Source organism: Stenotrophomonas sp. NA06056 (assembly GCF_013364355.1).
GTDB lineage: Bacteria > Pseudomonadota > Gammaproteobacteria > Xanthomonadales > Xanthomonadaceae > Stenotrophomonas.
In genome coordinates this window covers 98,625-120,907 of the sequence record NZ_CP054931.1, presented here as the reverse complement: position 1 = coordinate 120,907, position 22,283 = coordinate 98,625, and the positions used below count along the sequence as shown (strand labels likewise).

16 protein-coding genes are annotated in these 22,283 nt (G+C 68.0%); 9 read left to right on the top strand and 7 right to left on the bottom strand.

The annotated features are described in order from the left end of the window. Window positions 1-15 precede the first annotated feature (15 nt). Complete coding sequence (locus HUT07_RS00490; RefSeq protein WP_176019249.1) at window positions 16-690, bottom strand: hypothetical protein; 675 nt, start codon at window positions 688-690, stop codon at window positions 16-18. A 39-nt stretch (window positions 691-729) separates the two neighbouring features. Then, window positions 730-1,248, bottom strand: a complete 519-nt coding sequence (locus tag HUT07_RS00485) for a hypothetical protein (RefSeq protein ID WP_176019248.1) — start codon at window positions 1,246-1,248, stop codon at window positions 730-732. Window positions 1,249-1,256: 8 nt separating this feature from the next. Here HUT07_RS00485 and HUT07_RS00480 point away from each other — a divergent pair, with 8 nt between their 5' ends. From HUT07_RS00480 to HUT07_RS00465, 4 genes are all read left to right on the top strand, one after another. Continuing rightward, window positions 1,257-2,591, top strand: coding sequence for a hypothetical protein (locus tag HUT07_RS00480; protein ID WP_254898788.1), 1,335 nt, complete (start codon window positions 1,257-1,259; stop codon window positions 2,589-2,591). A 93-nt stretch (window positions 2,592-2,684) separates the two neighbouring features. Next, window positions 2,685-5,174 carry a DEAD/DEAH box helicase gene (locus HUT07_RS00475; RefSeq protein ID WP_176019247.1) on the top strand — a complete coding sequence of 830 codons (2,490 nt, stop codon included), beginning with the start codon at window positions 2,685-2,687 and terminating at the stop codon, window positions 5,172-5,174. Beyond that, window positions 5,171-6,190, top strand: a complete 1,020-nt coding sequence (locus HUT07_RS00470) for a ribonuclease H-like domain-containing protein (RefSeq protein WP_176019246.1) — start codon at window positions 5,171-5,173, stop codon at window positions 6,188-6,190. Before HUT07_RS00475 ends, HUT07_RS00470 begins: the two co-directional genes overlap by 4 nt. 89 nt (window positions 6,191-6,279) lie before the next feature. Further along, window positions 6,280-6,603, top strand: coding sequence for an I78 family peptidase inhibitor (locus tag HUT07_RS00465; RefSeq protein WP_176019245.1), 324 nt, complete (start codon window positions 6,280-6,282; stop codon window positions 6,601-6,603). A 96-nt stretch (window positions 6,604-6,699) separates the two neighbouring features. Here HUT07_RS00465 and HUT07_RS00460 read toward each other — a convergent pair whose 3' ends face one another. Both HUT07_RS00460 and HUT07_RS00455 read right to left on the bottom strand, forming a co-directional pair. Further along, window positions 6,700-8,634 carry a M56 family metallopeptidase gene (locus HUT07_RS00460; RefSeq protein ID WP_176019244.1) on the bottom strand — a complete coding sequence of 645 codons (1,935 nt, stop codon included), beginning with the start codon at window positions 8,632-8,634 and terminating at the stop codon, window positions 6,700-6,702. Window positions 8,635-8,637: 3 nt separating this feature from the next. Beyond that, on the bottom strand, window positions 8,638-9,024 hold the full coding sequence (locus HUT07_RS00455; RefSeq protein ID WP_025876036.1) for a BlaI/MecI/CopY family transcriptional regulator: 387 nt from the start codon (window positions 9,022-9,024) through the stop codon (window positions 8,638-8,640). A 229-nt stretch (window positions 9,025-9,253) separates the two neighbouring features. On the opposite strand from HUT07_RS00455, the gene HUT07_RS00450 reads away from it, so the two are divergent. Then, window positions 9,254-10,312, top strand: coding sequence for a serine hydrolase domain-containing protein (locus tag HUT07_RS00450; protein WP_176019243.1), 1,059 nt, complete (start codon window positions 9,254-9,256; stop codon window positions 10,310-10,312). Here the strand turns inward: HUT07_RS00450 and HUT07_RS00445 are convergent. Then, entirely contained in the window at window positions 10,309-11,436 is a 1,128-nt protein-coding gene (locus tag HUT07_RS00445; RefSeq protein ID WP_176019242.1) for an SDR family oxidoreductase, read from the bottom strand. The genes HUT07_RS00450 and HUT07_RS00445 overlap by 4 nt on opposite strands. Window positions 11,437-11,653: 217 nt before the next feature. Between HUT07_RS00445 and HUT07_RS00440 the strand changes: the two genes are divergently transcribed. Then, window positions 11,654-11,962 carry a hypothetical protein gene (locus HUT07_RS00440; protein ID WP_176019241.1) on the top strand — a complete coding sequence of 103 codons (309 nt, stop codon included), beginning with the start codon at window positions 11,654-11,656 and terminating at the stop codon, window positions 11,960-11,962. Here HUT07_RS00440 and HUT07_RS00435 read toward each other — a convergent pair. After that, window positions 11,950-13,011, bottom strand: a complete 1,062-nt coding sequence (locus tag HUT07_RS00435) for a DNA topoisomerase IB (RefSeq protein WP_176019240.1) — start codon at window positions 13,009-13,011, stop codon at window positions 11,950-11,952. The two genes, HUT07_RS00440 and HUT07_RS00435, sit on opposite strands and share 13 nt — an antisense overlap. A 116-nt stretch (window positions 13,012-13,127) precedes the next feature. Between HUT07_RS00435 and HUT07_RS00430 the strand changes: the two genes are divergently transcribed. From HUT07_RS00430 to HUT07_RS00420, 3 genes are all read left to right on the top strand, one after another. Next, window positions 13,128-13,517 carry an I78 family peptidase inhibitor gene (locus HUT07_RS00430; RefSeq protein WP_176019239.1) on the top strand — a complete coding sequence of 130 codons (390 nt, stop codon included), beginning with the start codon at window positions 13,128-13,130 and terminating at the stop codon, window positions 13,515-13,517. Between the two features lie 357 nt (window positions 13,518-13,874). Further along, entirely contained in the window at window positions 13,875-18,329 is a 4,455-nt protein-coding gene (gltB, locus tag HUT07_RS00425; protein WP_176019238.1) for a glutamate synthase large subunit, read from the top strand. A 28-nt stretch (window positions 18,330-18,357) separates the two neighbouring features. Further along, on the top strand, window positions 18,358-19,803 hold the full coding sequence (locus tag HUT07_RS00420; protein WP_176019237.1) for an FAD-dependent oxidoreductase: 1,446 nt from the start codon (window positions 18,358-18,360) through the stop codon (window positions 19,801-19,803). Here the strand turns inward: HUT07_RS00420 and HUT07_RS00415 are convergent. Continuing rightward, window positions 19,789-22,221 carry a response regulator gene (locus HUT07_RS00415; RefSeq protein ID WP_254898910.1) on the bottom strand — a complete coding sequence of 811 codons (2,433 nt, stop codon included), beginning with the start codon at window positions 22,219-22,221 and terminating at the stop codon, window positions 19,789-19,791. The genes HUT07_RS00420 and HUT07_RS00415 overlap by 15 nt on opposite strands. Window positions 22,222-22,283 lie beyond the last annotated feature (62 nt).

Genomic DNA, 22,283 nt, shown 5'->3' with positions numbered 1-22,283 from the left:
CCCCTCATGCGCCCTTCAGCGCTTGCCCGCGCGCCGGTACACACCATTGAAGCACACGTTCATGCCTCCGCACTCGCTGTTGTCGGCCACGATCAGCACCTCACCCAGCGAATGCGCACGCACTCTGCAAGCGTCTTCGACGAACTCGACATCGGCACCACGCGGCGCCGCGCGCGCTTCCACCTGGCCCATGTTCGGCCCGTAGGGACGCTGCTCCGGCGTGGGGTTGGCTGAGGGCCAGTAGGCGTCACCCTCCACATGAAGTTGCCCGCCCTGCACGCGGATCTTCAGGCCGTTGTCGCCATCCTTCCACTCGCCCGCCCAATCCTGCAGCGCTGGCACCACCACCGGCAACGCCTGCAGCTTGCTGCGGTCGACCCACCCGGCACTGCCGCCCACCTTGTTCGGGAAGAACGCGCAGCGGTAGTGGCCGAGATCACGCCCGGTCACCACGGTATCGCCATTGACCACATAGCTGCGCTGGCGGCAGGCCGGTTCGCCTTTCGTCGGGCAGCCGTCCATGTCACCCAGCAGGTACAGACGGGGCGCATCGATCACCCGTGCCAGGGCGAACCGGCTCTGTCCGGAGGGAAACGCGCCATTGCGGCAGGCGCCATCATCGGCAATGCCATCCGCGAAGGCGGAGATCGGCAGCAATGCGGCCAACAGGCAGATCGAACGCAGCAACATGGCAGCCCTACCGGTGGGGAGCCGGCAGGATATACCGGCCTACTTCACCGGCGGTGCATCACCGGCATCCTGCTCCTGGGAGAACCGCAGCGCACGCTGCTGCTGTTCGGCACTGAGCTCCGGCGGTGGCCGCGCCACGGCGGCCTGGATCTGCGCAGGTCCGCCGGTGAGTTTGTTGATCCCCTTGGCCGCCGCCATCACCCCCTTGACCACGCCCATCATGATGTAGCCACCGCCCATGCTGACCTGCTCCGGCGAGGGGGGTTCGCTCCAGTCGCGGCTGAAGCGGTTGTCGCCGAACTTCACAGGATTCTTGAAGCGGTACAGGTCCAGCGGTTCGTCATCGGGCTTGAGCGCACGCACTTCGCCCAGGGTGGTGACATTGTCCTGCGGCAGGGTGGTGGAGATCGGCGCGGTAGGTGCTGCCGGGGCATCAGCAGGGGAAGCGGGCACAGGATCGGACACCGCTACCGACGCTGCCTGCTGCGCCTGCGCGATGCCCGCCAGCAACAGGCTGGCCAGCAGTACTCCCTGCGTTCCACGTCGTGCCACAGCCATCCACCCAGTTGGTTGCGTCCAGTGAACAAGGATACGGATGCGGGCTTCAGATTTCGTTGGCAACTGCGGGGGCATTCAGGGTGTGTCACGCATCATCGCTGCGCGGCCTGGGCGCCGAAGTTTGCAACGAACTTCATTCCCCTCGGGAGGCGGGGGCGGCATCCTGCGGTTTTCCCGGTAAGGCCCTCCTTGATGACAGCTCCCTCCACACGCCCGCCGCGTCGGCCAGTCGCCTGCTGATGTCGCGCGCGGCAGTACTGGTTGGTCTGGCGGTCGTGTGCCTGATGGTCATCGCGACTGCCGCCGAACGGACATCGCGTGTCCGCGCAGGCATCGCCTCGCTGCGCCGGAGCAGCACGCTGCGGACGCTGGGCGCGGACGAACACATGGCACTGGCACCGGTGCGCGCGTTGACCGGCTGCGACCACGACAACCAGGTGAAACGGCTGCGCGGGGTGTTCACCGGGGGGGCATGCTGGAACAACTTCCCGGTTGGTGACGGCCTGCTGGGTGGAGTTCCCGTCCTAGTCCCAAGGCAGGCATGGCCCTACCTCTCGGAAGACAATGAAGCCGAAGTGGTGCTGGACAAACGCGTGGCGGTGGTGGTGCGTCTCAACGGCTTCAGTATCGCTGCTGCACGGCCGGATGCAGCCACCAGCCGCGTCTGTGGCGAACGCCTGGAGACACCCGAAGAAGTTTCGATGCGACGGGGTCCTGGCCTGCGCTCTTCCCCGCTGGTGATTGCCGCACTGGCGCTATGGGCGGCCGCCGGCGTCCCGGGCCTGCCCGCCATGCCGTTGCTCGCCATCGCCGGTCTTGCGGCCTGGCTCGGCCTCCCTCGCCGCAACGGCCCTGCGACAGCGCAGCGCGTGCTGCGGGTCCGCGGGCGCCTGCGCGCGTACCAGCGTACTGCCCAGACATCACGGGTGTGGTTGCTGGGCAATGACCGGCGTGTGCAGCTTCCAGAGAAATGGGAGCACGCTGCGGCATTCTCCCGCGGGCGCTCGATGCTGCTGGAAGTGCGCACCTGCGATGGATGGGTACTCGGCGCGGGCACGGCATGGTGCCTGGCCAGTGACCGACGGCGCTATCCGCCCACGGGAGGGTTCTGGCAACTGGCGTGGCTGGGCCTGCTGTTGTGCGTGCTGGTCTTCGGCGCCGCCTGGATGCCGTTGTCGCAGCGCCTGGAGCTGGGCTGGCCGCTTGCGTCTGGCTGGCAGGCGGTGGCATTGCTGGCGTTGGGCTGGCACGCGGTGCGGTTTGTGATCTGCATGGTGCAGCTCCTCCGCCGCAACGAGGCGCTTGACGCGGATATCGCGCAGCGTCCGGACCCGTGGCGCTGAACGATTCACGCCCTTCGCGCGCGATGTCTCACATCCTGAGACATGGATGTGCTGCCATGTGACCCCTCGCAATCCGTCCCGGCTCCACTTTCCATGGCCTACGAACTCGCCAAGCGCACCGCCGATGCGGAGCAGCAGCTCGCCACCCGCGACGGCCTGCCCGCCCGCGATGGCGCCCTGCTCAGTGCACGCCTGCAGCGCCGCTACCAGGACCGCATCACCGGCAGTTTCGCCATTCCCGGCCGCGAAGGCCGCTATGCGCCGATTCCCGATTCCGTGCCACCGGCCCTGGCTGCGGCACTGAAGGCGCGTGGCATCGAACAGCTCTACAGCCACCAGGCTGAGGCCTGGGAGGCCAGCCAGCGTGGCGAGCACGTGGCCATCGTCACCCCCACTGCCAGCGGCAAGTCGTTGTGCTACACCCTGCCGGTGGTCAGCGCCGCCATGCAGGACAAGGCCAAGGCGCTGTACCTGTTCCCGACCAAGGCACTGGCGCAGGACCAGGTGGCCGAACTGCTGGAGCTCAACCGCGCCGGCGACCTCGGGGTGAAGGCCTTCACCTTCGATGGCGACACTCCCGGTGATGCGCGGCAGGCGATCCGCCTGCACGGCGACATCGTGGTGTCCAATCCGGACATGCTGCATCAGGCAATCCTGCCGCATCACACCAAGTGGGCGCAGTTCTTCGAGAACCTGCGCTACATCGTCATCGACGAAGTGCACACCTATCGCGGTGTGTTCGGCAGCCATGTCACCAACGTACTGCGCCGGCTCAAGCGCATCTGCGCGTTCTACGGGGTGCAACCGCAGTTCATCCTGTGCTCGGCCACCATCGGCAACCCGCAGGCGCATGCCGAGGCGCTGATCGAAGCCCCGGTCACCGCCATCACCGAATCCGGCGCGCCCAGCGGGCCGAAGCAGGTGCTGCTGTGGAACCCGCCGGTGATCAACCCGGACCTGGGCCTGCGCGCGTCGGCGCGTTCGCAGAGCAACCGCATCGCCCGCATCGCGATCAAGTCGGGGCTGAAGACCCTGGTGTTCGCGCAGACGCGGCTGATGGTGGAAGTGCTGACCAAGTACCTGAAGGACATCTTCGACCACGACCCGCGCAAGCCGCCGCGCATCCGTGCCTACCGCGGTGGCTACCTGCCCACCGAGCGCCGCGAGACCGAGCGTGCGATGCGCGCGGGCAACATCGATGGCATCGTCAGCACCTCGGCGCTGGAACTGGGCGTGGATATCGGCAGCCTGGACGTGGTGATCCTCAATGGTTACCCGGGCAGCGTGGCCGCCACCTGGCAGCGCTTCGGCCGCGCCGGTCGCCGCCAGCAGCCCGCACTCGGGGTGATGGTGGCCAGCTCGCAGCCGCTGGACCAGTACGTGGTGCGCCATCCGGACTTCTTCGCCGAGGCGTCGCCGGAACACGCGCGCATCGCACCCGACCAGCCGTTGATCCTGTTCGACCACATCCGCTGTGCGGCCTTCGAGCTGCCGTTCCGGGTCGGTGATGGCTTCGGCCCGATCGACCCGGAGGTGTTCCTGGAGGCGCTGGCAGAGACAGAAGTGATCCACCGCGAAGGCGAACGCTGGGAATGGATCGCCGACAGTTATCCGGCCAACGCGGTCAGCCTGCGCGCGGTGGCCGATGGCAACTTCGTGGTAGTCGACCGCAGTGATGGCCGCCAGCAGATCATCGCCGAAGTGGATTATTCCGCCGCCGCGCTGACCCTGTACGAAGGCGCCATCCACATGGTGCAGTCCACCCCCTACCAGGTGGAAACACTGGATTGGGAAGGCCGCAAGGCCTACGTCACCCGCACGCATGTGGATTACTACACCGACAGCATCGACTTCACCAAGCTCAAGGTGCTGGACCGTTTCGACGGAGGCGTAGCAGGCCGTGGTGATTCACACCATGGCGAAGTGCACGTGGTACGTCGCGTGGCCGGCTACAAGAAGATCCGTTACTACACCCACGAAAACATCGGCTACGGCCCGGTGAACCTGCCCGACCAGGAACTGCACACCACCGCAGTCTGGTGGCAGCTGCCGCAGGCGCTGCTGCTGCGCGCCTTCGCCAGCAAGCAGGATGCGCTGGATGGTTTCCTTGGCGCGGCCTATGCGCTGCATATCGTTGCCACGGTGGCGGTGATGGCCGATGCGCGCGACCTGCAGAAGTCGGTGGGCAACGGCGATGGCACCTGGATCGCGATTGCCGACCAGAGCGGCCGCGGCCAGCTGCGTGGCAGCGATGGCGAGCCGGGCGCGGTGGAACTGCTGCAGGAATTCGTGCCGACCGTCTACCTGTACGACAACTTCCCCGGTGGCGTCGGTCTGAGCGAGCCGCTGTGGCAGCGCCAGGCCGAGCTGGTGCAGCGCGCGCGCGAACTGGTACAGCGCTGCGACTGCAGGGCGGGTTGTCCGGCCTGCGTCGGCCCGGTGCTGGCCGCGCAGGAAGAAGATGAAACCTCGCCGCGTGCGTTGGCGCTGCGCGTGCTCGACCTGTTCGATGCGCAGGCCTGCCAGCATGTCGCCGACGTGGTGGTGAGCACGCGTGACCCGGTGGAGCTGATCGCCCCGTGAGCCTGAGCCTGGACAAGCTGCGCCTGCTGCGGAAGCAGGCCGGTGACCCGAAAGCGGCAACGCCTGCCGCGCCGGCGCAGGAGACGCCACCAGCACCGGTGGCCGCCAACGATGCGCGGCAGCCGCCGGCCGAGCGTTCGGTGTTCGCCTGGGTCGAGCAGGAGATCCGCCACAAGCCCACCGGCGCAGCGGCACCTGCCACGGCGCCGCCAGCACTGCGACGGCCCGAGGTCGGCAGCCTGCATCGCCTGCTCGGCATGCGCTCGCGTGGCGGTCCTGCACCGGCACGCGCCAGTGCGCAGGACCGGCAGCTGCCCGGCGAAGAGATCGCACCCGGCCTGTTCCTGATCGAGTCACTGCAGCCACAGGCCATTCCCACCGCACCGCTGTCGCTGGCGTTCGCCAAGCGCGAAGACCAGCACGTGGCCGCACGCGACCTGCTGTTCTTCGATACCGAGACTACCGGCCTGGCCGGCGGCACCGGCACCCGTGCCTTCATGATCGGCGCGGCCGACTGGCACGTGTGCCCGAAGCGGGGCGAGGGCCTGCGCATCCGCCAGTTGCTGATCTCCACGATGGCCGCTGAAGAAGCCATGCTGGCCACCTTCGCCGGCTGGCTGCAGCCGCATACCGTGTTCTGCAGCTACAACGGCCGCAGCTACGACGCACCACTGTTGAAGACGCGCTACCGGCTGGCCCGGCAGGCCGATCCCATCACCGCGCTGGACCACGTCGACCTGCTGTATCCCACCCGCCGCCGTTATCGCGGTACGTGGGAGAACTGCAAGCTGTCCACCATCGAGCGGCAACTGCTGCGCGTGGTGCGCGAGGATGATCTACCCGGTTCTGAAGCCCCGGGTGCGTGGCTGCGTTTCCTGCGCGGCGGTGATGCGGTGAATCTGCGCCGGGTGGCCGACCACAACCACCAGGACGTGGTGACCCTGGCCCTGCTGCTGCAGCGGCTGGTGCGGGAAGAGCAGCGCGAACGGGAGACGCTGGCGCTGGTAAACGGATGACCTACGAGGACGGATTCAGGCCGCGTTGACATCGCTGACACACGTCCCGGCGACACTGCCGCTACCGAACGCCACCCAGGAGTATTCCCATGCGTCGATCCTCCCTGTTGCTGCTTGCGGCCATCCTGCCGCTGGCGGCCTGCAGCCATGCCGGCGGCAGCAGCACCGCTGCTACCGACAGCCTGCCGGCCAAGGTGTCCGATGGCCCGCAGGAGTGCAAGCCTGAAAAGCTGGAGGCCTTCACCGGCAAGACCGCCGACGAAGCGACGATCAAGAAGCTGGTGGCTGACAGCGGCGCGCGCAATGCACGCGTGGTCAAGCCCGGCATGGCCGTCACCATGGACTTCCGCCAGGACCGCGTGACCGTGCAGGTGGACGCGCAGAACCGTATCGAGCGCGCCAGCTGCGGTTGATCCGGGCCCTTCGGGTAGCGCCGGGCCATGCCCGGCGACTTCCCTTGCCAACTGCACCGCTGCGCTCGCCGGGCGTGGCCCGGCGCTACCGCACGATCAGAGTCGCTCGGCCTTGCCGCTGGCCAGCGCACGCGCGATCACCTGCTCGGCCTGCTTCGCTGCCTGCACCTGCAGCCGCGCCTGGCGCTCGCCCAGTGCCGCCTGCTTGCTGCCCAGCACGGCCTGCTGGCTTCCCAGCGCGGCCTGCTGACTGGCGAGACGGCTCATTTCGCGGCTGCGCGCGGACTGCAGCGCCTGGTTGCGGGCAACCTGTGACGCCCGCTGCGCTTCAGCCGCCGCCTGCCGTGCAATCGCCGCATCATCCACCGCGCCACGGGTGGCCCGCGCCGCTTCGGCTGCCGCTTCACGGTTGATGTCGCGATCATTGATGGCACTGCGTGCAGCGCGTGCGGCGGCGAGGGCGATCTCACGCGCCTCTTCACCCTGCAGCCTGCCCAGCTCGCCCTGCTCGCGGCCGAGCTGGCCCTGCTGGCGCCCCAACGCACTCTGCTGGCGCCCCAGTTCACTCTGCTGGCGGCCAAGATCTGCCGCACCGGCATAGGCACGCTGCAACGACTGGATCAGCATCGGATCACGTACCACGTAGCGCTTGTCACCTTGGCGGAACCACAGCGCCGGGCCGTCGCCAATGCGACTGCGGGCCTGCATTACATCGTCCATGCCGGCATTGGCGAAGGCCTGGCCATGATCGACCAGCACGAAGGCCTGCTGCGGCCGGGTGCCCAGGTCCAGCTGACCGTGAGTCACGATGGTGGTCCCGGTGTGCGAATGGGTGCTCGTGTCCTGCTCCTCGTACTCGTCAACGTCGGCAGGTTCTTCGGGCTCCGCTGGCTCGGCCCAGTCGGCAGGCTCTGCAGGTACCGGTGCGGCAGGCGGCGCTGCCGGTGCCGAGGGCGCTGCGGGCGGCAGCGGCGGTGCAGGCATGGCGCGCGGCGGCGCCGGCGGCGCGGGCGGGACCGGAGCGGCCACCAGGCGCATCGGCGCCACAGCCACGGCCAACACAACCAGGGTCAGGCCGATGGCCAGCAGGCGCGGGCACGCCCGGTGCGACTGCAGCGAGAGCAGGCGGCGCTTGAGGCTGGTGGTGCTGGGCGCTGCGCTGGCAACGCCAAGGTGCGGCTGCGGCGCCACACCCAGCTGCAGCAACAGGCGGCCATAGGCATGGCGGCTGGCACCATGCTGGCCGACCACGGCCGCATCCACGGCTTCCTCGCGGGCCTGGGCATATTCGCGCACGGCCAGGCGCAGCAACGGATGGAAGAAGAACAGGTGCTGGGCCAGGGCCGGCAGCAATCCCCACTGCAGGTCACGCCGCTGCAGATGCTGCAGTTCGTGGGTCAGCGCCAGATCCAGCGCATCGCCCTGCAGCGCGTTCATTCCCGCCGGCAGCAGCAGCACCGGGCGGAACGGCCCGACCAGCTGCGGCGCATCAACCTGGTCGCTCATCCACAGGCGCGGCGCGCGGCGCAGGCCGTGCGCATCCGCGGCCAGCTGCAGCGCCTGCACCAGCGCCTGGTCCTCGCACGGATACGACGCAGCCAGCAGCGCGCGGCAACGGCGCCATTCGCTGAAGGTACGCAACGCCATCAGCAGTACGCCGGACATCCACAGCGCGGCCAGTGCCAGTGCCCACCAGGCCACCGGCGTGCCGCCGGCATCGCCCATCGGCGTGTTCGCCAGCAGCTGCGCCGATACCTCCGGTGCCATCGGATGGATCACGTCCGCGGCAAGATCCACGGTCGTCATCGCCACCGCATCGGGCGCGGGCAACCAGGCCAGCTGCAGCGGCTGGCTCCACACCAGGCCGACCACCGCCTGCAGCGACACCAGCCACCACAAGCGGCAGCGGGTGGCCGCCGACAGTGCCGGCAACGTGCGGCACAGCAGGTACACCAGCGTCACCAGCAGCACGGTCTGCAGGCTGGTCCAGCCCAGCCGCTCCAGCATCGGAATCAACATCGAGGTATCCATGGCTCAGTCCTCCTGGCGACGCGATTGCAGTTCGGCCACCAGCGCTTCCAGTTCGGCCAGTTCGTTGTCGCTGACCTTCTGCCGCTGCGACAGGTACGCCACGAACGGCGAGACCGAACCCTGCAGGGTGTTGTCGACGAACTGGGCGACAGCGCCCTGCAGCACGCTCTCCGGGCCGCGGGTGGGCTGGTAACGATAGACGCCCTGCTGCTGCCGGCGCTGCAGGTAACCCTTGGCGCGCAGGCGTTCCATCATCGTCAACACGGTGGACCGGGCCAGTCCGCGCGGTTCGCCATAGCCGCTGGCGACCTCGCCGACGCTGGCCGGTGCCTGCTCATCCACATACTGCAGCAGGGCCAGTTCCTGGTCCCCGATGGTCTTGCCACGCATGACAACACTCCCTTGACTACACGTGTCGCTACTGTTGCCATGACGACACCTGTAGTCAACCCCCCGGAAGTCATGGGCCGACGAACGGTAGAGCGCGCGGCCGGCTTAAACCTTTTACGCCAGGCGCGCATCCGACCCATGGCCTGTCACCTGCGGTCGCCGTCATCGCCGCCGATCTTCCTGCCCTCCGGGATCCCGCATGCCTCGCCAGACGCTACGAACCCTGCTCATGATCATCAGCCTGCTGCCCTTCGCCGCCGTTTCCGCCAACCAGGACCAGGCCAACGACCAGACCCGCCGTTTCATCCGCCAGACCATGCAGGAACAGCGCATCCCCGGCCTGCAGATCGCCGTGGTCAAGGATGGCCAGGTGGTGCTGTCGGAAACCTACGGCCTGGCCAACGTCGAGAACGGTGTGGTCGCCACCCGCAGCACGCGGTTCCCGCTCAACTCGGCCACCAAATCCTTCACCGGCGTTGCGCTGGCGCAGCTGGCACAGGACGGGCAGGTGGATCTGGATGCACAGGTCTCGCAGTATCTGGACGACCTGCCGGTGAGCTGGCGCGCGGTACGCGTGCGACAGCTGCTTGCCCACACCTCCGGCCTGCCCGACATCCTCGATGCAAACGGACTGTTGGGCGGTGGTTCGGAACAGCAGGCATGGCAGGCCGTCAGTGCGCTGCCGGTAGAGGCCGCAGCGGGCGAGCGCTTCCAGTACAACCAGACCAATTACGTGCTGCTGGCGCGGATCATCGCGCAGCAATCCGGCATGGCCTACGAACGTTTCCTGGCCACTCGCCAGTTCTCCACCGCGCGCATGGCACGCACCATGTTCGGCGACAGCTACGACCTGGTCCCGGATGCGGCAACGATGTACAGCTACCTGCCACGCGCTACCGATGCAAAGGATGCGGCGCCGCGGCTGTCGCACTGGTTCTACGACATGCCACCCAGCCTGTGGGCCGGAGGCGGCATCCTCACCACCGCCGATGACACCGCGCGCTGGCTGGCGGCCTTGCAGGATGGGCGCCTGCTGGAGCAGCGCGCGATGCAGCGCATGTGGACGGCCGAGCGCCTCAACGATGGCAGCGCCGGTGACTGGGCCGCAGGCTGGCCGGTGTTCAACACCGCCCCCGACCTGCAGGTGGGTGGCATGGGGGGCGCGCGCTCGGCCTTCATCGTCTATCCCGAGCGCGGCCTTGCCATTGTCGTGCTGACCAATCTGGTGGGCGCCAATCCGCAGCAGTTCATCCCACGCATCGCCGGCTTCTATTCCGCCACGCGCTAACCGCGTGGCCCGCCCATCACCGGCAGGATCACCCCGCTGATGTAGCTGGCGCAGGCCGGTGAGGCCAGGAACACATAGGCTGGCGACAGTTCTTCCGGCTGTGCCGGCCTGCCCATGTCGCTGTCCTTGCCGAACTCGGCCACGTCCTTTGCCTGCTTGTCGGCGGGATTCAGCGGCGTCCACACCGGGCCCGGCGCCACGCAGTTGACGCGGATGCCGCGCGGCAGCAGCTGGCTGGCCAGCGCCTTGGTGAACGCGTGGATGGCGCCCTTGGTGGCCGAGTAATCGATCAACGCCTTGCTGCCGAACAGGCCGGTTTCCGAACCGGTGTTGATGATGCTGGCGCCCTCGCCCAGATGCGACAGCACCGCGCGCGCCATCTGGATGTAGCCGCCGATGTTGGTCTGCAGTGTCTCCTGCAGATGCGCGTCTTCCAGGTCCTCCAGACGCTCGCAATGCAGCTGGAACGCCGCGTTGTTGACCAGGATGTCGATGCCGCCAAACGCCTTGGCCACCTGCTTGACGGCCTTGTTGCAGAAGCGCGGGTCGCGCACGTCGCCGGCGATCACCACGCAACGCCCGCCCTCTTTTTCCACGTGCTGGCGGGTCAGTTCAGCATCTTTGGCTTCGTCCAGGTGCAGCACGGCAACGTCGGCGCCTTCGCGGGCGAACAGCACCGCTACCGCGCGGCCGATGCCGGAATCACCGCCGGTGACGATCGCACGCATGCCCTGCAGCTTGCCGCTGCCGACGTAGTCCGGTGCGAGGAAGCGCGGTGCCAGTTCCAGCGCGTGCTCATGGCCCGGCTTGGCCAGTTGCTGCGCCGGCATCGTCTCCGGCTGACGGCGTGGGCCAGCCTGGGTGGCGGTCTTGCCTGTCGCCTTTTTTGTCGCCTTCTTCGCTGCGCGCAGGTCCTTCGATTTTTCCTGGTCCTGCAGGCGACGCTGGCGCGCTGCCACGCGGGCCGCGCGCGGGTCGGACGCGGCGGCTTTGCGGGTCGCGGTCTTCACCACGCGTGGGCGCTCGGCGGCGGCGGTCCCGGCCGCGGCAGGCACAGCCTGCGTGCCTTTGCGCACCTTCGGCGATGCCTTGCGGCGGGCGGGGGTCTTCCTGGTGGTGGCCATGCAGGTCTCCTCGGGGGGATTGGGGTTGCCGGCCAGCGGCCAGCACTACCGGGGCGCGTGCGCCGCAGTACCGGGGGCGGCGTGCGCCGCTCGTGCAGTGTCTCCACGCAGGCTGTTGGCGGCAGTGAGCGCACCGTGTCCATCGCGTGCACGGCATTCATTCCGCCACCACGCCTGTCGTCGCACCCTGCAGGCCACAACACGAGGAACCTGCCCCATGAAACATGCCATTGCCACCGCCGCCGTCTGCTTCGCTCTCGCCGCCTGCAGCAGCACCCCCGTCGCCCAGATCCAGCCCATCGATGGGGTGATTTCCGGCCAGTGCCATTCGGACATGGTGCGCGGTGCGGTCGGCCTGGCGGCATCGGATGCCACCGTCGAGCGCGCCCGCGTCGACAGTGACAGCCTGCACGTGCAGGTGCTGCGTCACGACGGTCCGCGTGTGCCGCCGGCCAGCGAAGGCGGGGAGCGCCTGACCATCGAAAAGGGCCGCACCAACAACATCACCGCGATCTACTGTGGCTGACCTGCCTTGCGGCTGACCCGTCGGGCCCGGCGCAGGACCTTCAGTGTCGCCTGTTCCCACTGCCGCGGGCCGCGCAGGCCCGCCAGCGCGGACAGCTCACCCCGTTCCCAGCCGGCGAACACGCAGGGATCGATGTAGGCCTTGCGGCATACCGCTGGCGTATTGCCCAGCCGTGCGGCCACCTGGCACACCACTTCGCGCTGCGCCTTGGCCAGCGCGCGTTGGCTGGCCGGCTCTGGCAACTCGGTGGCGGCGAAGGTCTGCACGGCGGCCAGCGTTCCGCCCCAGGTACGGAAGTCCTTGGCGGTGAAATCTTCGCCCATCACTTCGCGCAGGTAATCGTTCACCGCCCCTGAATCCACCGGCTGCAGGGCGCCGTCGTCGTCGCGATACTGGAACAGCGCCTGTCCTGGCAACTGCTGCACGCCACGCACCAGAGCACCGAGCTTGCGGTCGCCCACGGTCACTTCATGCAGTTGTCCTGATTTGCCACGGAAACGCATCCGCACGCGCCCACCGCGCAGCAGGTCCAGGTGACGGTTGCGCAGCGTGGTCAGGCCGTACGACTTGTTCTCCTGCGCATAGGTCTCGTTACCCACGCGCACCAGCGTGTCTGCCAGCAGCGCAACCACTACCGCGAGCACCTTCTCGCGCGGGAAACCGCTGCGTTTGAGATCGCGGCCGAGGCGCCGTCGCAGCGCCGGCAACGCTTCCCCGAAGGCGATGGTGCGGTCGAACTTGCCCGCATCGCGAACGGCCGCCCAGTCGGCGTGGTAGCGGTACTGCTTGCGCCCCCGTGCGTCGCGTCCGGTCGCCTGCAGATGGCCGTTGGCGTGCGCGCAGATCCACACGGCGGTGTAGGCCGGAGGCACGGCCAGCGCGCGGATGCGTTGCAGGGTGGCGGCATCGCGTATGGCATGACCGTCGGCATCGCGATAGGAGAAGCCTTTACCGGCGCGGACACGGCTGAAACCGGGCTGGGTGTCATCGACGTAGCGCAGGCCGGCGGCGCGCGCGGCCTGGCGTTCGGGTGTAGGGGGTGCTGGCATGCCTGCAGTCTGCCGATCGGCGCGGCGTGGCCACGTCAATAACGCAAGACAAACACGTGAGGGTGGGTTCGCCGCTATGCTCGGCCTTTCACTGTCCCTTCCATTCCGGAGTCATGATGTCGTTCCCGATCCGCGTCCGTTCCCTCTCCGCCCTGCTGCTGCCGGCCGTGCTGGCCCTGACCGCCTGCCAGGCGCCGTCGCTGGATGAGCAGGATTCGGCCACCGCCCACGCACAGCAGGCCGCCGAGGCCGCCAAGGCCCCGGCCGACGAAGCCGGCAAGGCCACCGAAGCACCGCCGGTCGGCAACTGTGACGCCAGCCAGGTGCAGAGCCTGGTCGGCCAGGCCTACACCGATGCGCTGGGCAAGCAGGCCCAGGAAGATGCGGCGGCCAAGCAGATCCGCGTCCTGCACCCCAACGACGTCACCACGATGGAGTTCCTGGGCGACCGCCTGAACATCGAAGTGGACGCAAAGGACGTGGTCAGCGGCGTCCGCTGCGGCTGACCCACCCCGCGCCGGCAAGCGTTTGCCGGCGCTTTGGTTGCGCCTGCAACCGTGTATTGCGGCGTTGCAGCAACCTGTGATCTAGTCGAGGCATCCGGTGGCCTCACGATGCGCTCCAGGAAGAGCACGGCGTGTGCGTCAGGGTGAGTGTGAAGACCCTTGGCGTGCGGCCAGACAAGGCGCGCGCCGCAGCGCAGGCGAGTGCCTGCGCAAGGTGAGTAACGCCGTATGGGCGTGCGCCAAGCGGCTTCCCGACGGGCCGCGCCATGCGCGGCACACTCCACCATGACGTACAGGGCGTGCTCTACAGAGCGGGCAGGAGTGTCCCCGTTCATATCAATCTGCATCGAGGTAGAGATGGCCCCCCGCAACCGCCAAGGGCTTTACGACCCGCGCTCCGAGCGCGATGCCTGTGGATTTGGCATGGTCGCCCAGCTCGACGACCAGCCTTCGCGCCTGCTGGTCGATACCGCCATCGCCGCGCTTTCGCGCATGACCCACCGTGGTGGCGTCGCCGCCGACGGCCTGACCGGCGATGGCTGCGGCCTGCTGCTGCGTCGCCCCGATGCCTTCCTGAAACTGCTGGCCAGCGAAGCCGGCATCGCCGTCGGCGCACGCTTCACCGCCGGCCTGGTGTTCCTGCCGCACGATGCCGACGCCGCGCAGGCCTGCCGCGCACAGCTGCTGCAGCAGATCGAGGCGGTGGGCTGCAAGGTGGCTGGCTGGCGCGAAGTGCCGACCGATGACAGCGTCTGCGGTCAGCTGGCACGCGACACCCTGCCGCGCATCGAGCAGGTGTTCGTCGATGCAGGCGTCGGCCAGGATGACGCCGGCTTCGGCCTGGCCCTGTTCCTGGCGCGTCGCCGCAGCGAGCAGCTGCTGCGCGCGCATGCCGACTACTACGTCACCACGCTCAGCCCCAATGCGATCAGCTACAAGGGCATGGTGCTGCCGGACAAGCTCAGCCGCTTCTTCCCGGACCTGCAGCGCCGCGAGCTGGCCTCCAGCGCCATCGTGTTCCACCAGCGCTTCTCCACCAATACGTTGCCACGCTGGCCGCTGGCGCACCCGTTCCGGATGCTCGCCCACAACGGTGAGATCAACACCATCGAAGGCAACCGGCGCTGGGCGCAGGCACGCAGCAAGGTGTGGAAGACGCCACGTTTCGATATCGGCGAGTTCGACCCGGTCATCTCCATGCATGGCTCGGATTCGCAGAGCCTGGACAACATGCTGGAACTGATGGTGTCCGCCGGCATGGAGCTGATCCAGGCCCTGCGCATCCTGGTGCCGCCGGCAACGCAGTCGCTGGAATTCAAGGACCCGGACCTGGCCGCGTTCTACGAGTTCCATGGCCTCAACAGCGAGCCGTGGGACGGCCCGGCCGGCATCGTCGCCTGCGACAGCCGCTATGCGGTGTGTACGCTGGACCGCAACGGCCTGCGGCCGGCACGCTGGATGCTGACCGCTGACCGCCACTTCCTGGTCGCCTCCGAAGCGGGCGTGTGGGAAGTGCCGACCGAGCGCGTGGTGCGCAAGGGCAAGCTCGGCCCGGGCGAGATGATCGCCATCGACCTCAAGCGCGGCGACCTGCTCGATTCCGATGCCATCGACCGCATCAACCGCGGCCGTGCGCCGTACAAGCAGTGGCTGCAGCAGGGCGTCACCTACCTGCAGACCGAACTGATCGACCCGTCGTTGGTGGAAGAGCCGTTCGACGAAAGCACCCTGCGCAGTTACCACAAGCTGTACCAGCTCAGCAGCGAGGAAGTGGAGCAGGTGCTGCGGCCACTGGCCGAGACCGAGCAGGAAGCCACCGGCTCGATGGGCGACGACACGCCGATGGCCGTGCTCAGCCAGCGCAGCCGCCCGCTGTACGACTATTTCCGCCAGGCCTTCGCGCAGGTCACCAACCCGCCGATCGACCCGCTGCGCGAAGACTGTGCGATGTCCCTGTCCACCCAGCTCGGCAAGGAGACCAACATCTTCCATGCCGGCCCAGAGACGGTGAACCACGTCATCCTCAATTCGCCGGTGCTGAGCCAGCGCAAGCTGCGACAGCTGCTGAAGATGGACCAGTACGTGCAGGCCAACCGCCTGCTCGACCTGTCCTACAGCGACGAGGAAGGCCTGCGTGCAGGCATCGAACGCATCTGCGCCGAAGCCGAACAGGCCGCGCGCGAGGGCATGGTGATGCTGCTGCTGTCCGACCGTTACCCGGTGGCCGGGCGGCCGATGGTGCATGCGCTGCTGGCCACCAGTGCGGTGCATCACCACCTGTCACGACTGGGCCTGCGCTGCGACGTCAACCTGATCGTCGAGACCGGCACCGCGCGCGATGCGCACCACATGGCCTGCCTGCTCGGCTTCGGTGCCACAGCGGTGTACCCGTATCTGGCCTACCAGACCCTGTTCGACCTCGGTCGTCGCGGCATCCTCAAGCTCAGCAAGGGCGGCGAGCAGTCGCAGATCGGCCGCCGCTACCGCAAGGGCATCTACAAGGGCCTGTCGAAGATCATCTCGAAGATGGGCATCTGCACCGTGGCCAGCTATCGCGGCGCGCAGCTGTTCGAGATCATCGGCCTGGAGCCGGAGGTCGTCGACCTGTGCTTCCCCGATACCGCCTCGCGCATCGGCGGCGCTGGCTTCGCGCGGCTGGATGCCGATGCCCGCGAACTGTGCGCGCAGGCCTGGGATGCGCAGCAGGGCGTGGATGTCGGCGGCCTGCTGAAGTACGTGCACGGCGGCGAATACCACATGTACAACCCGGACGTGGTGACCACCCTGCAGCGCGCCGCGCGCAGCGGTGACCCGCGTGCGTGGCAGCAGTACTGCGATGCCGTGCATGCGCGGCCACCGTCAGCGCTGCGCGATCTACTGCAGCTGGTGCCGGCAGCGACGCCAACGCCATTGGACGACGTGGCGCCGGCCAGTGAACTGTTCCCGCGCTTCGATACCGCAGCGATCAGCCTCGGTGCGCTCTCGCCCGAGGCGCATGAAGCGTTGGCGATTGCGATGAACCGCCTCGGCGGCCGCAGCAATTCCGGCGAAGGTGGCGAAGACCCGGCGCGTTACGGCACGCAGCGCCGCAGCAAGATCAAGCAGGTGGCGTCCGGCCGCTTCGGCGTCACCGCCGAGTACCTGGTCAACGCCGAAGTGCTGCAGATCAAGGTCGCGCAGGGCGCCAAGCCCGGCGAAGGCGGCCAGCTACCGGGTCACAAGGTCAATGAGCTGATCGCCCGGCTGCGCTATGCCAAGCCGGGCATCGGCCTGATCTCGCCGCCGCCGCACCACGATATCTATTCGATCGAAGACCTGGCGCAGCTGATCTACGACCTCAAGCAGGTCAACCCGACCGCGCTGGTGTCGGTGAAGCTGGTCAGCCATGCCGGCGTGGGTACGATCGCTGCCGGTGTGGTCAAGGCTGGTGCTGACCTCATCACCATTTCCGGCCACGACGGCGGTACCGGTGCGTCACCAGTGAGTTCGATCCGCTATGCCGGCGTGCCGTGGGAGCTGGGCATCGCAGAGGCCCACCAGGCATTGGTGGCCAACGATCTGCGCGGGCGTACCCTGCTGCAGACCGACGGCGGCCTGAAGACCGGGCTGGATGTGGTCAAGGCGGCGCTGCTGGGAGCGGACAGCTTCGGCTTCGGCACCGCGCCGATGATCGTGCTGGGCTGCAAGTACCTGCGCATCTGCCACCTCAACAACTGCGCCACCGGTGTGGCCACCCAGGACGAGCGCCTGCGCGAGAACCACTTCACCGGCCAACCCGAGCGCGTGGAGAACTTCTTCCGTCTGCTGGCCGAGGAAGTACGTGGCTGGCTGTCGGTGCTGGGTGCACGCTCGCTGCAGGAGATCGTCGGTCGTACCGACCTGCTGCGCCAGCTTGAGGTCTCGCCGCGCGAGGGCGTGCGCGTTGACCTGTCGCGACTGCTGGCCGACGCCAGTTACCCGGGCAGCCACTGCGCCGCGCAGCGCCTGTATGAATCGCCGGACAGCCTGGCCACACAGATGGACGGCCTGCTGGCCGAGGCCATCGAACACAAGCGGGGTGGCGAGCATCGCTTCCTGATCCACAACACCGACCGCAGCATCGGCAGCCGCCTGGCCGGCGCCGTCGCCCGCGCACACGGCAACCAGGGCATGGCCGAATCGCCACTGGAGCTGCGCTTCCGTGGCAGTGCCGGGCAGAGTTTTGGCGCCTTCAACGTGGGCGGCCTGTACCTGGAAGTGGAAGGGGAAGCCAACGACTACGTCGGCAAGGGCATGGCCGGCGGCCGCTTGGTGGTGCGTCCGCCGCGTGGTGCACGCTTCGAGGCACGCAGCACTGCGATCATCGGCAACACATGCCTGTATGGCGCCACCGGTGGCGAGCTGTTTGCCGCCGGCCGTGCCGGTGAACGCTTCGCTGTGCGCAATTCCGGTGCACTGGCGGTGGTGGAAGGCGCAGGCGATCACTGCTGCGAGTACATGACCGACGGCGTGGTGCTGGTGCTGGGCAAGGTCGGCCTCAACTTCGGTGCCGGTTTCACCGGTGGCCTGGCCTATGTGCTGGATGTGGACCGCGATTTCGTTGATCGCTACAACCACGAGCTGATCGACATCCACCGCGTGTCCGCCGAGGGCTTCGAGAACTACCGCCAGCATCTGCACCGCCTGATCGGCCGTCATCGCGAGCTGACCGGCAGCATCTGGGCGCAGCAGATCATGGACGAGTTCCGCGACTACATCGGCAAGTTCTGGCTGGTCAAACCCAAGGCCGCCAGCATCGAGTCGCTGACCGAAACCCTGCGTCGCGCCGCCTGAGCGCGCGCACTGCACTGCCGAGACGATCATGAGCCGCAAGCACGCTTTCCAGTTCCTCGACCTGCCCCGCACCATGCCGCAGCGCATTCCCGTGGAGCTGCGCACCTCCGGCGACTGGGGTGAGCTGTACGGAAAATTCGGCAAGGAAGACGCCCAGTACCAGGCCGGCCGGTGCCTGGACTGCGGCAACCCGTATTGCAGCTGGAAGTGCCCGGTGCACAACGCGATTCCGCAATGGCTGCAGCTGGTGCAGGAAAACCGCATCCATGAAGCGGCCACGCTGTGCCACAGCACCAACCCGCTGCCGGAAGTGTGCGGCCGGGTGTGCCCGCAGGACCGTCTGTGCGAAGGCAGCTGCACGTTGGAGGAGTTTGGTGCAGTCACCATCGGCGCCGTGGAGAAGTACATCGTCGACACGGCACTGGCCACCGGGTGGCGGCCGGATATGACCGCGGTGCAGCCCAGCGGCCACACGGTGGCGGTGATCGGTGCCGGCCCCGCAGGCCTGGCCTGTGCTGACCGCCTGGCGCATGCCGGCATCACCGCCGTGGTCTACGACCGCTACGAACAGGTCGGTGGCCTGCTGCAGTTCGGCATCCCCAGTTTCAAGCTGGACAAGGACGTGATCCGCCGCCGCCGCGATGTGCTCGAAGGCATGGGCGTGCAGTTCCGCCTCGGCGTGGAGATCGGCCGCGACATCAGCCTGCAGCAGCTGCTGGACAGCCATGATGCCGTGTTCGTCGGTACCGGCGCCTACCGCTACACCGATGGCGGCCTGGACGGCCAGGACCTGAAGGGCGTGCTGCCGGCCCTGCCGTTCCTGGTGCAGAACAGCCGCATCGTCGGCGGCGACGATCCGCAGGGCCGGCCGATCGCCGGCTGGGAAGACACCATTGCCCTGCCCGATCTGAACGGCAAGCGCGTGGTCGTGCTGGGTGGCGGCGATACCGGCATGGACTGCGTGCGCAGTGCAGTGCGCCTGGGCGCGGCCAAGGTCACCTGCGCCTACCGTCGAGATGAAGCGAACATGCCGGGCAGCGCGCGCGAAGTGGCCAATGCGCGCGAAGAAGGCGTGCGCTTCCTGTTCAACCGTCAGCCGCTGTCGATCGAAGCCGGTGCCGACGATGAAGTGATCGGCGTGACCGTGGTCGAGACCCACCTGGGCGAACCCGATGCCAATGGTCGCCAGAACGCGGTGCCGATCGATGGCAGCGAATCGCTGCTGGAAGCGGACGTGGTGATCATCGCGTTCGGCTTCTCGCCCAGCGTGCCGTCGTGGCTGGCCGAGCACGGCGTGGAGGGCCAGGGCAATGGCCGCATCCTGGCCGGAGGCCAGGGCAGGCTGCCCTTCCAGACCGCCCATCCCCGCCTGTTCGCCGGCGGCGACGCCGTGCGTGGTGCCGACCTGGTGGTGACCGCGGTGGCCGAAGGTCGCGACGCCGCTGCCAGCATCGCGCGGCTACTGGCGCACTGACCGAACGACCGGCGGCATCAGTACTGCGGCGAGGGTCGCGTGCAGTGTCTGGCGGTCGACCGGCTTGGCGATGAAGTGATCGATGCCCGCGTCGCGACAGGCCTGGCGGGTACTGTCGAGCACGCTGGCGGTCAACGCGATGATCGGTACCCGTGCTGCATCGGCACGTGGATCGGCACGGATCGCGCGGGCCAAGGCGAACCCGTCCATGCCCGGCATGTGACAGTCGGTGATGACCAACGCGAACTGTTGCGTCTGCCACGCCTGCCACGCCTGCTCACCATTGGCCACGGCATGCACCTGCAGGCCCAGTTCCCGCAGGCGCTGGACCAGCAGCTGCAGGTTGGTGGGATGGTCTTCGGCCACCAGTACCCGCACCGGCGGCAGCGTCGGCAGGCCCGCCGCATCACCATGAGGCTCCGTCGATGGCGCCTCGCAGGCCGGCAGGTACAGGTCCAGCCACACCGTGGTACCCGCGCCCGGCGTACTGCACAGCTGCAGTTGCGCGCCCATCGACGCCGAAAGTTCGCGGCAGATCGCCAGGCCCAGGCCGCTGCCACCGAAGCGCCGGGTGGTGGAAGCATCGGCCTGGGTAAACGCTGCAAACACCGCCCGCTGGCGCTCTCGACTGATGCCGACACCTGTATCGGTTACCTGCAGTCGCACCAGCTGGCCATGCTCGCGCTGCTGCTGCACCCGCACCTGCAGATCCACGCTTCCCTGCGCGGTGAATTTCAGCGCGTTGCCCGCCAGGTTGAACAGGATCTGGCGCAGGCGCAGACCATCGGCCAACGATCCCCGCTGCAGCGCAGGATCCACGTCACAGCGCAGATGCAGTCCCTTGCTTGCTGCCACCGGCACCAGCAGTCGCTGCACCGCCCGCAGCAGCTCGGCCAGGTCGATGGGCAGGCTCTGCGGTGGCTGTGGGCCAGACTGCAGGCGCTGGCTGTGCAGTACGTCATCGAGGATCTGTCGCAGCATCTGCGCTGCATCATCGACGGTCGCCAGTACCTGGCGCTGGCGGGCATCCAGTGTGCTGCTGCCGAAGCGCTCCAGCGTTCCCAGCAAGGTGCTCATCGGTGTCCGGATCTCGTGGCTCATGGTGGCCAGGAAATGGGTCTTTGCGTCAGCGTCCTGCTCCGCGTCGCGCCGGGCATCATTCAGTGCCTGCGTACGCTCACGCGCCTCGGTGACGTCCATCCAGTACCCGCTCCATTCCACGCCACTGTCGCTGCAGTCGATGGGGTGCCCGTGTGAGCGTACCCAACGCCAGCCGTTGGGACCGCGCGTGCGGAAGATGATGTCGATGGGCCCGCGCACCAGCGCGGCGGCATCGACGCAGGCCAGCACCGAGCGTCGGTCCTGCGGATGGACGGCTGCCAGCAGGCTTCCGTGATCGACCCGCGCGGTATCCACGCTGATCCCGAACAGGGCATGCACATCACCGGCAATGTGGGGAACGCTGTACTCGCCGGTACTGCTGCGCCGCGCCCGATACACCACCGCCGGCAGGTTGGCGGTGACCTCCTGCAGGCGTTGCTCCAGCGCCTGCCTGCGCAGGCCTTCGCGGTGCAGCCGCCAGTAACCGAACGCGTACACCAGGCCCATTGTCAGCAGCACCAGCAGCAGCGCGATCGACCCGCGCAGCGGCGACAGCGGGGCGCGGCCGGGGCGTGGCGATGTCGCGACCCAATGTGCCTGCAATGCCTCGCGCTGCTCGTGCGTCATGCGTGCCTGCAACTGGTCGAAGCGCCCCACCAGATGCGCGCACGCCGGCAACGCAGCCAATACCAGTGCGTCGCTGAAGCCGGCGGGTGCTGCCACCTCCAGCACGTCGCCAGGCTGATTGCGCAGGGTGGATTCCACTTCCACCAGGTTGCCCACCACCGCATCGACCTGGCCGCTGATCAGCAGCTGCAGTGCCTTGTCCAGAGCCGTCACCTGCACCAGCGGCACGTCCGCCCCCGACTCCTCCAGCACCCTGGCAAGCGGCACCATGTCAGGGCTGGCCACGCCGTGCCCATGCAGCCCGTCCAGGCCGATGATCGAGCGCGTATCGGGGCGGCGCACGATCACCTGCGGCACCTGCAGGTAGGGCACGCTGGCCACCCAGCCTTTCGGCGTCTGCGCGCGCGGCCAGCCGAGCACAGCGTGGGTACCGGCAGGCAGCGCAGCAGCGGCCAGCGCCGTCGCCGCGACCGGCGTGGCGCGCAGCGAGGGGTACTGCTCCTGCAGCAACGCCAGGTACGCGGCCACCAGGCCCTGTGGCTTGCCGTCCAGACTGGACGACAACGGTGCACGGTCACCGGGATAGGCAAGCAGGATGGGGCCTTCGCACTGCCCGGCCCAAGCCGGTGCCGACAACAGCGACAGGGCGACGATGCGGGCCAGGGGGCCAGCGACATTCACGGTGGACATCCTCATGTCGCAGGCAGGGACCTGGCCGCATCGCGATACGGCCTCCTGCCACGCTAGCGACA

Coding starts and splice junctions, on each gene's coding strand:
- gltB (WP_176019238.1), top strand. CDS start 13,875: ATGGCCCCCCGCAACCGCCAAGGGCTTTACGACCCGCGCTCCGAGCGC.
- HUT07_RS00485 (WP_176019248.1), bottom strand. CDS start 1,248: ATGGCTGTGGCACGACGTGGAACGCAGGGAGTACTGCTGGCCAGCCTG.
- HUT07_RS00440 (WP_176019241.1), top strand. CDS start 11,654: ATGAAACATGCCATTGCCACCGCCGCCGTCTGCTTCGCTCTCGCCGCC.
- HUT07_RS00465 (WP_176019245.1), top strand. CDS start 6,280: ATGCGTCGATCCTCCCTGTTGCTGCTTGCGGCCATCCTGCCGCTGGCG.
- HUT07_RS00450 (WP_176019243.1), top strand. CDS start 9,254: ATGATCATCAGCCTGCTGCCCTTCGCCGCCGTTTCCGCCAACCAGGAC.
- HUT07_RS00490 (WP_176019249.1), bottom strand. CDS start 690: ATGTTGCTGCGTTCGATCTGCCTGTTGGCCGCATTGCTGCCGATCTCC.
- HUT07_RS00445 (WP_176019242.1), bottom strand. CDS start 11,436: ATGGCCACCACCAGGAAGACCCCCGCCCGCCGCAAGGCATCGCCGAAG.
- HUT07_RS00435 (WP_176019240.1), bottom strand. CDS start 13,011: ATGCCAGCACCCCCTACACCCGAACGCCAGGCCGCGCGCGCCGCCGGC.
- HUT07_RS00430 (WP_176019239.1), top strand. CDS start 13,128: ATGTCGTTCCCGATCCGCGTCCGTTCCCTCTCCGCCCTGCTGCTGCCG.
- HUT07_RS00455 (WP_025876036.1), bottom strand. CDS start 9,024: ATGCGTGGCAAGACCATCGGGGACCAGGAACTGGCCCTGCTGCAGTAT.
- HUT07_RS00475 (WP_176019247.1), top strand. CDS start 2,685: ATGGCCTACGAACTCGCCAAGCGCACCGCCGATGCGGAGCAGCAGCTC.
- HUT07_RS00420 (WP_176019237.1), top strand. CDS start 18,358: ATGAGCCGCAAGCACGCTTTCCAGTTCCTCGACCTGCCCCGCACCATG.
- HUT07_RS00415 (WP_254898910.1), bottom strand. CDS start 22,221: ATGTCCACCGTGAATGTCGCTGGCCCCCTGGCCCGCATCGTCGCCCTG.
- HUT07_RS00460 (WP_176019244.1), bottom strand. CDS start 8,634: ATGGATACCTCGATGTTGATTCCGATGCTGGAGCGGCTGGGCTGGACC.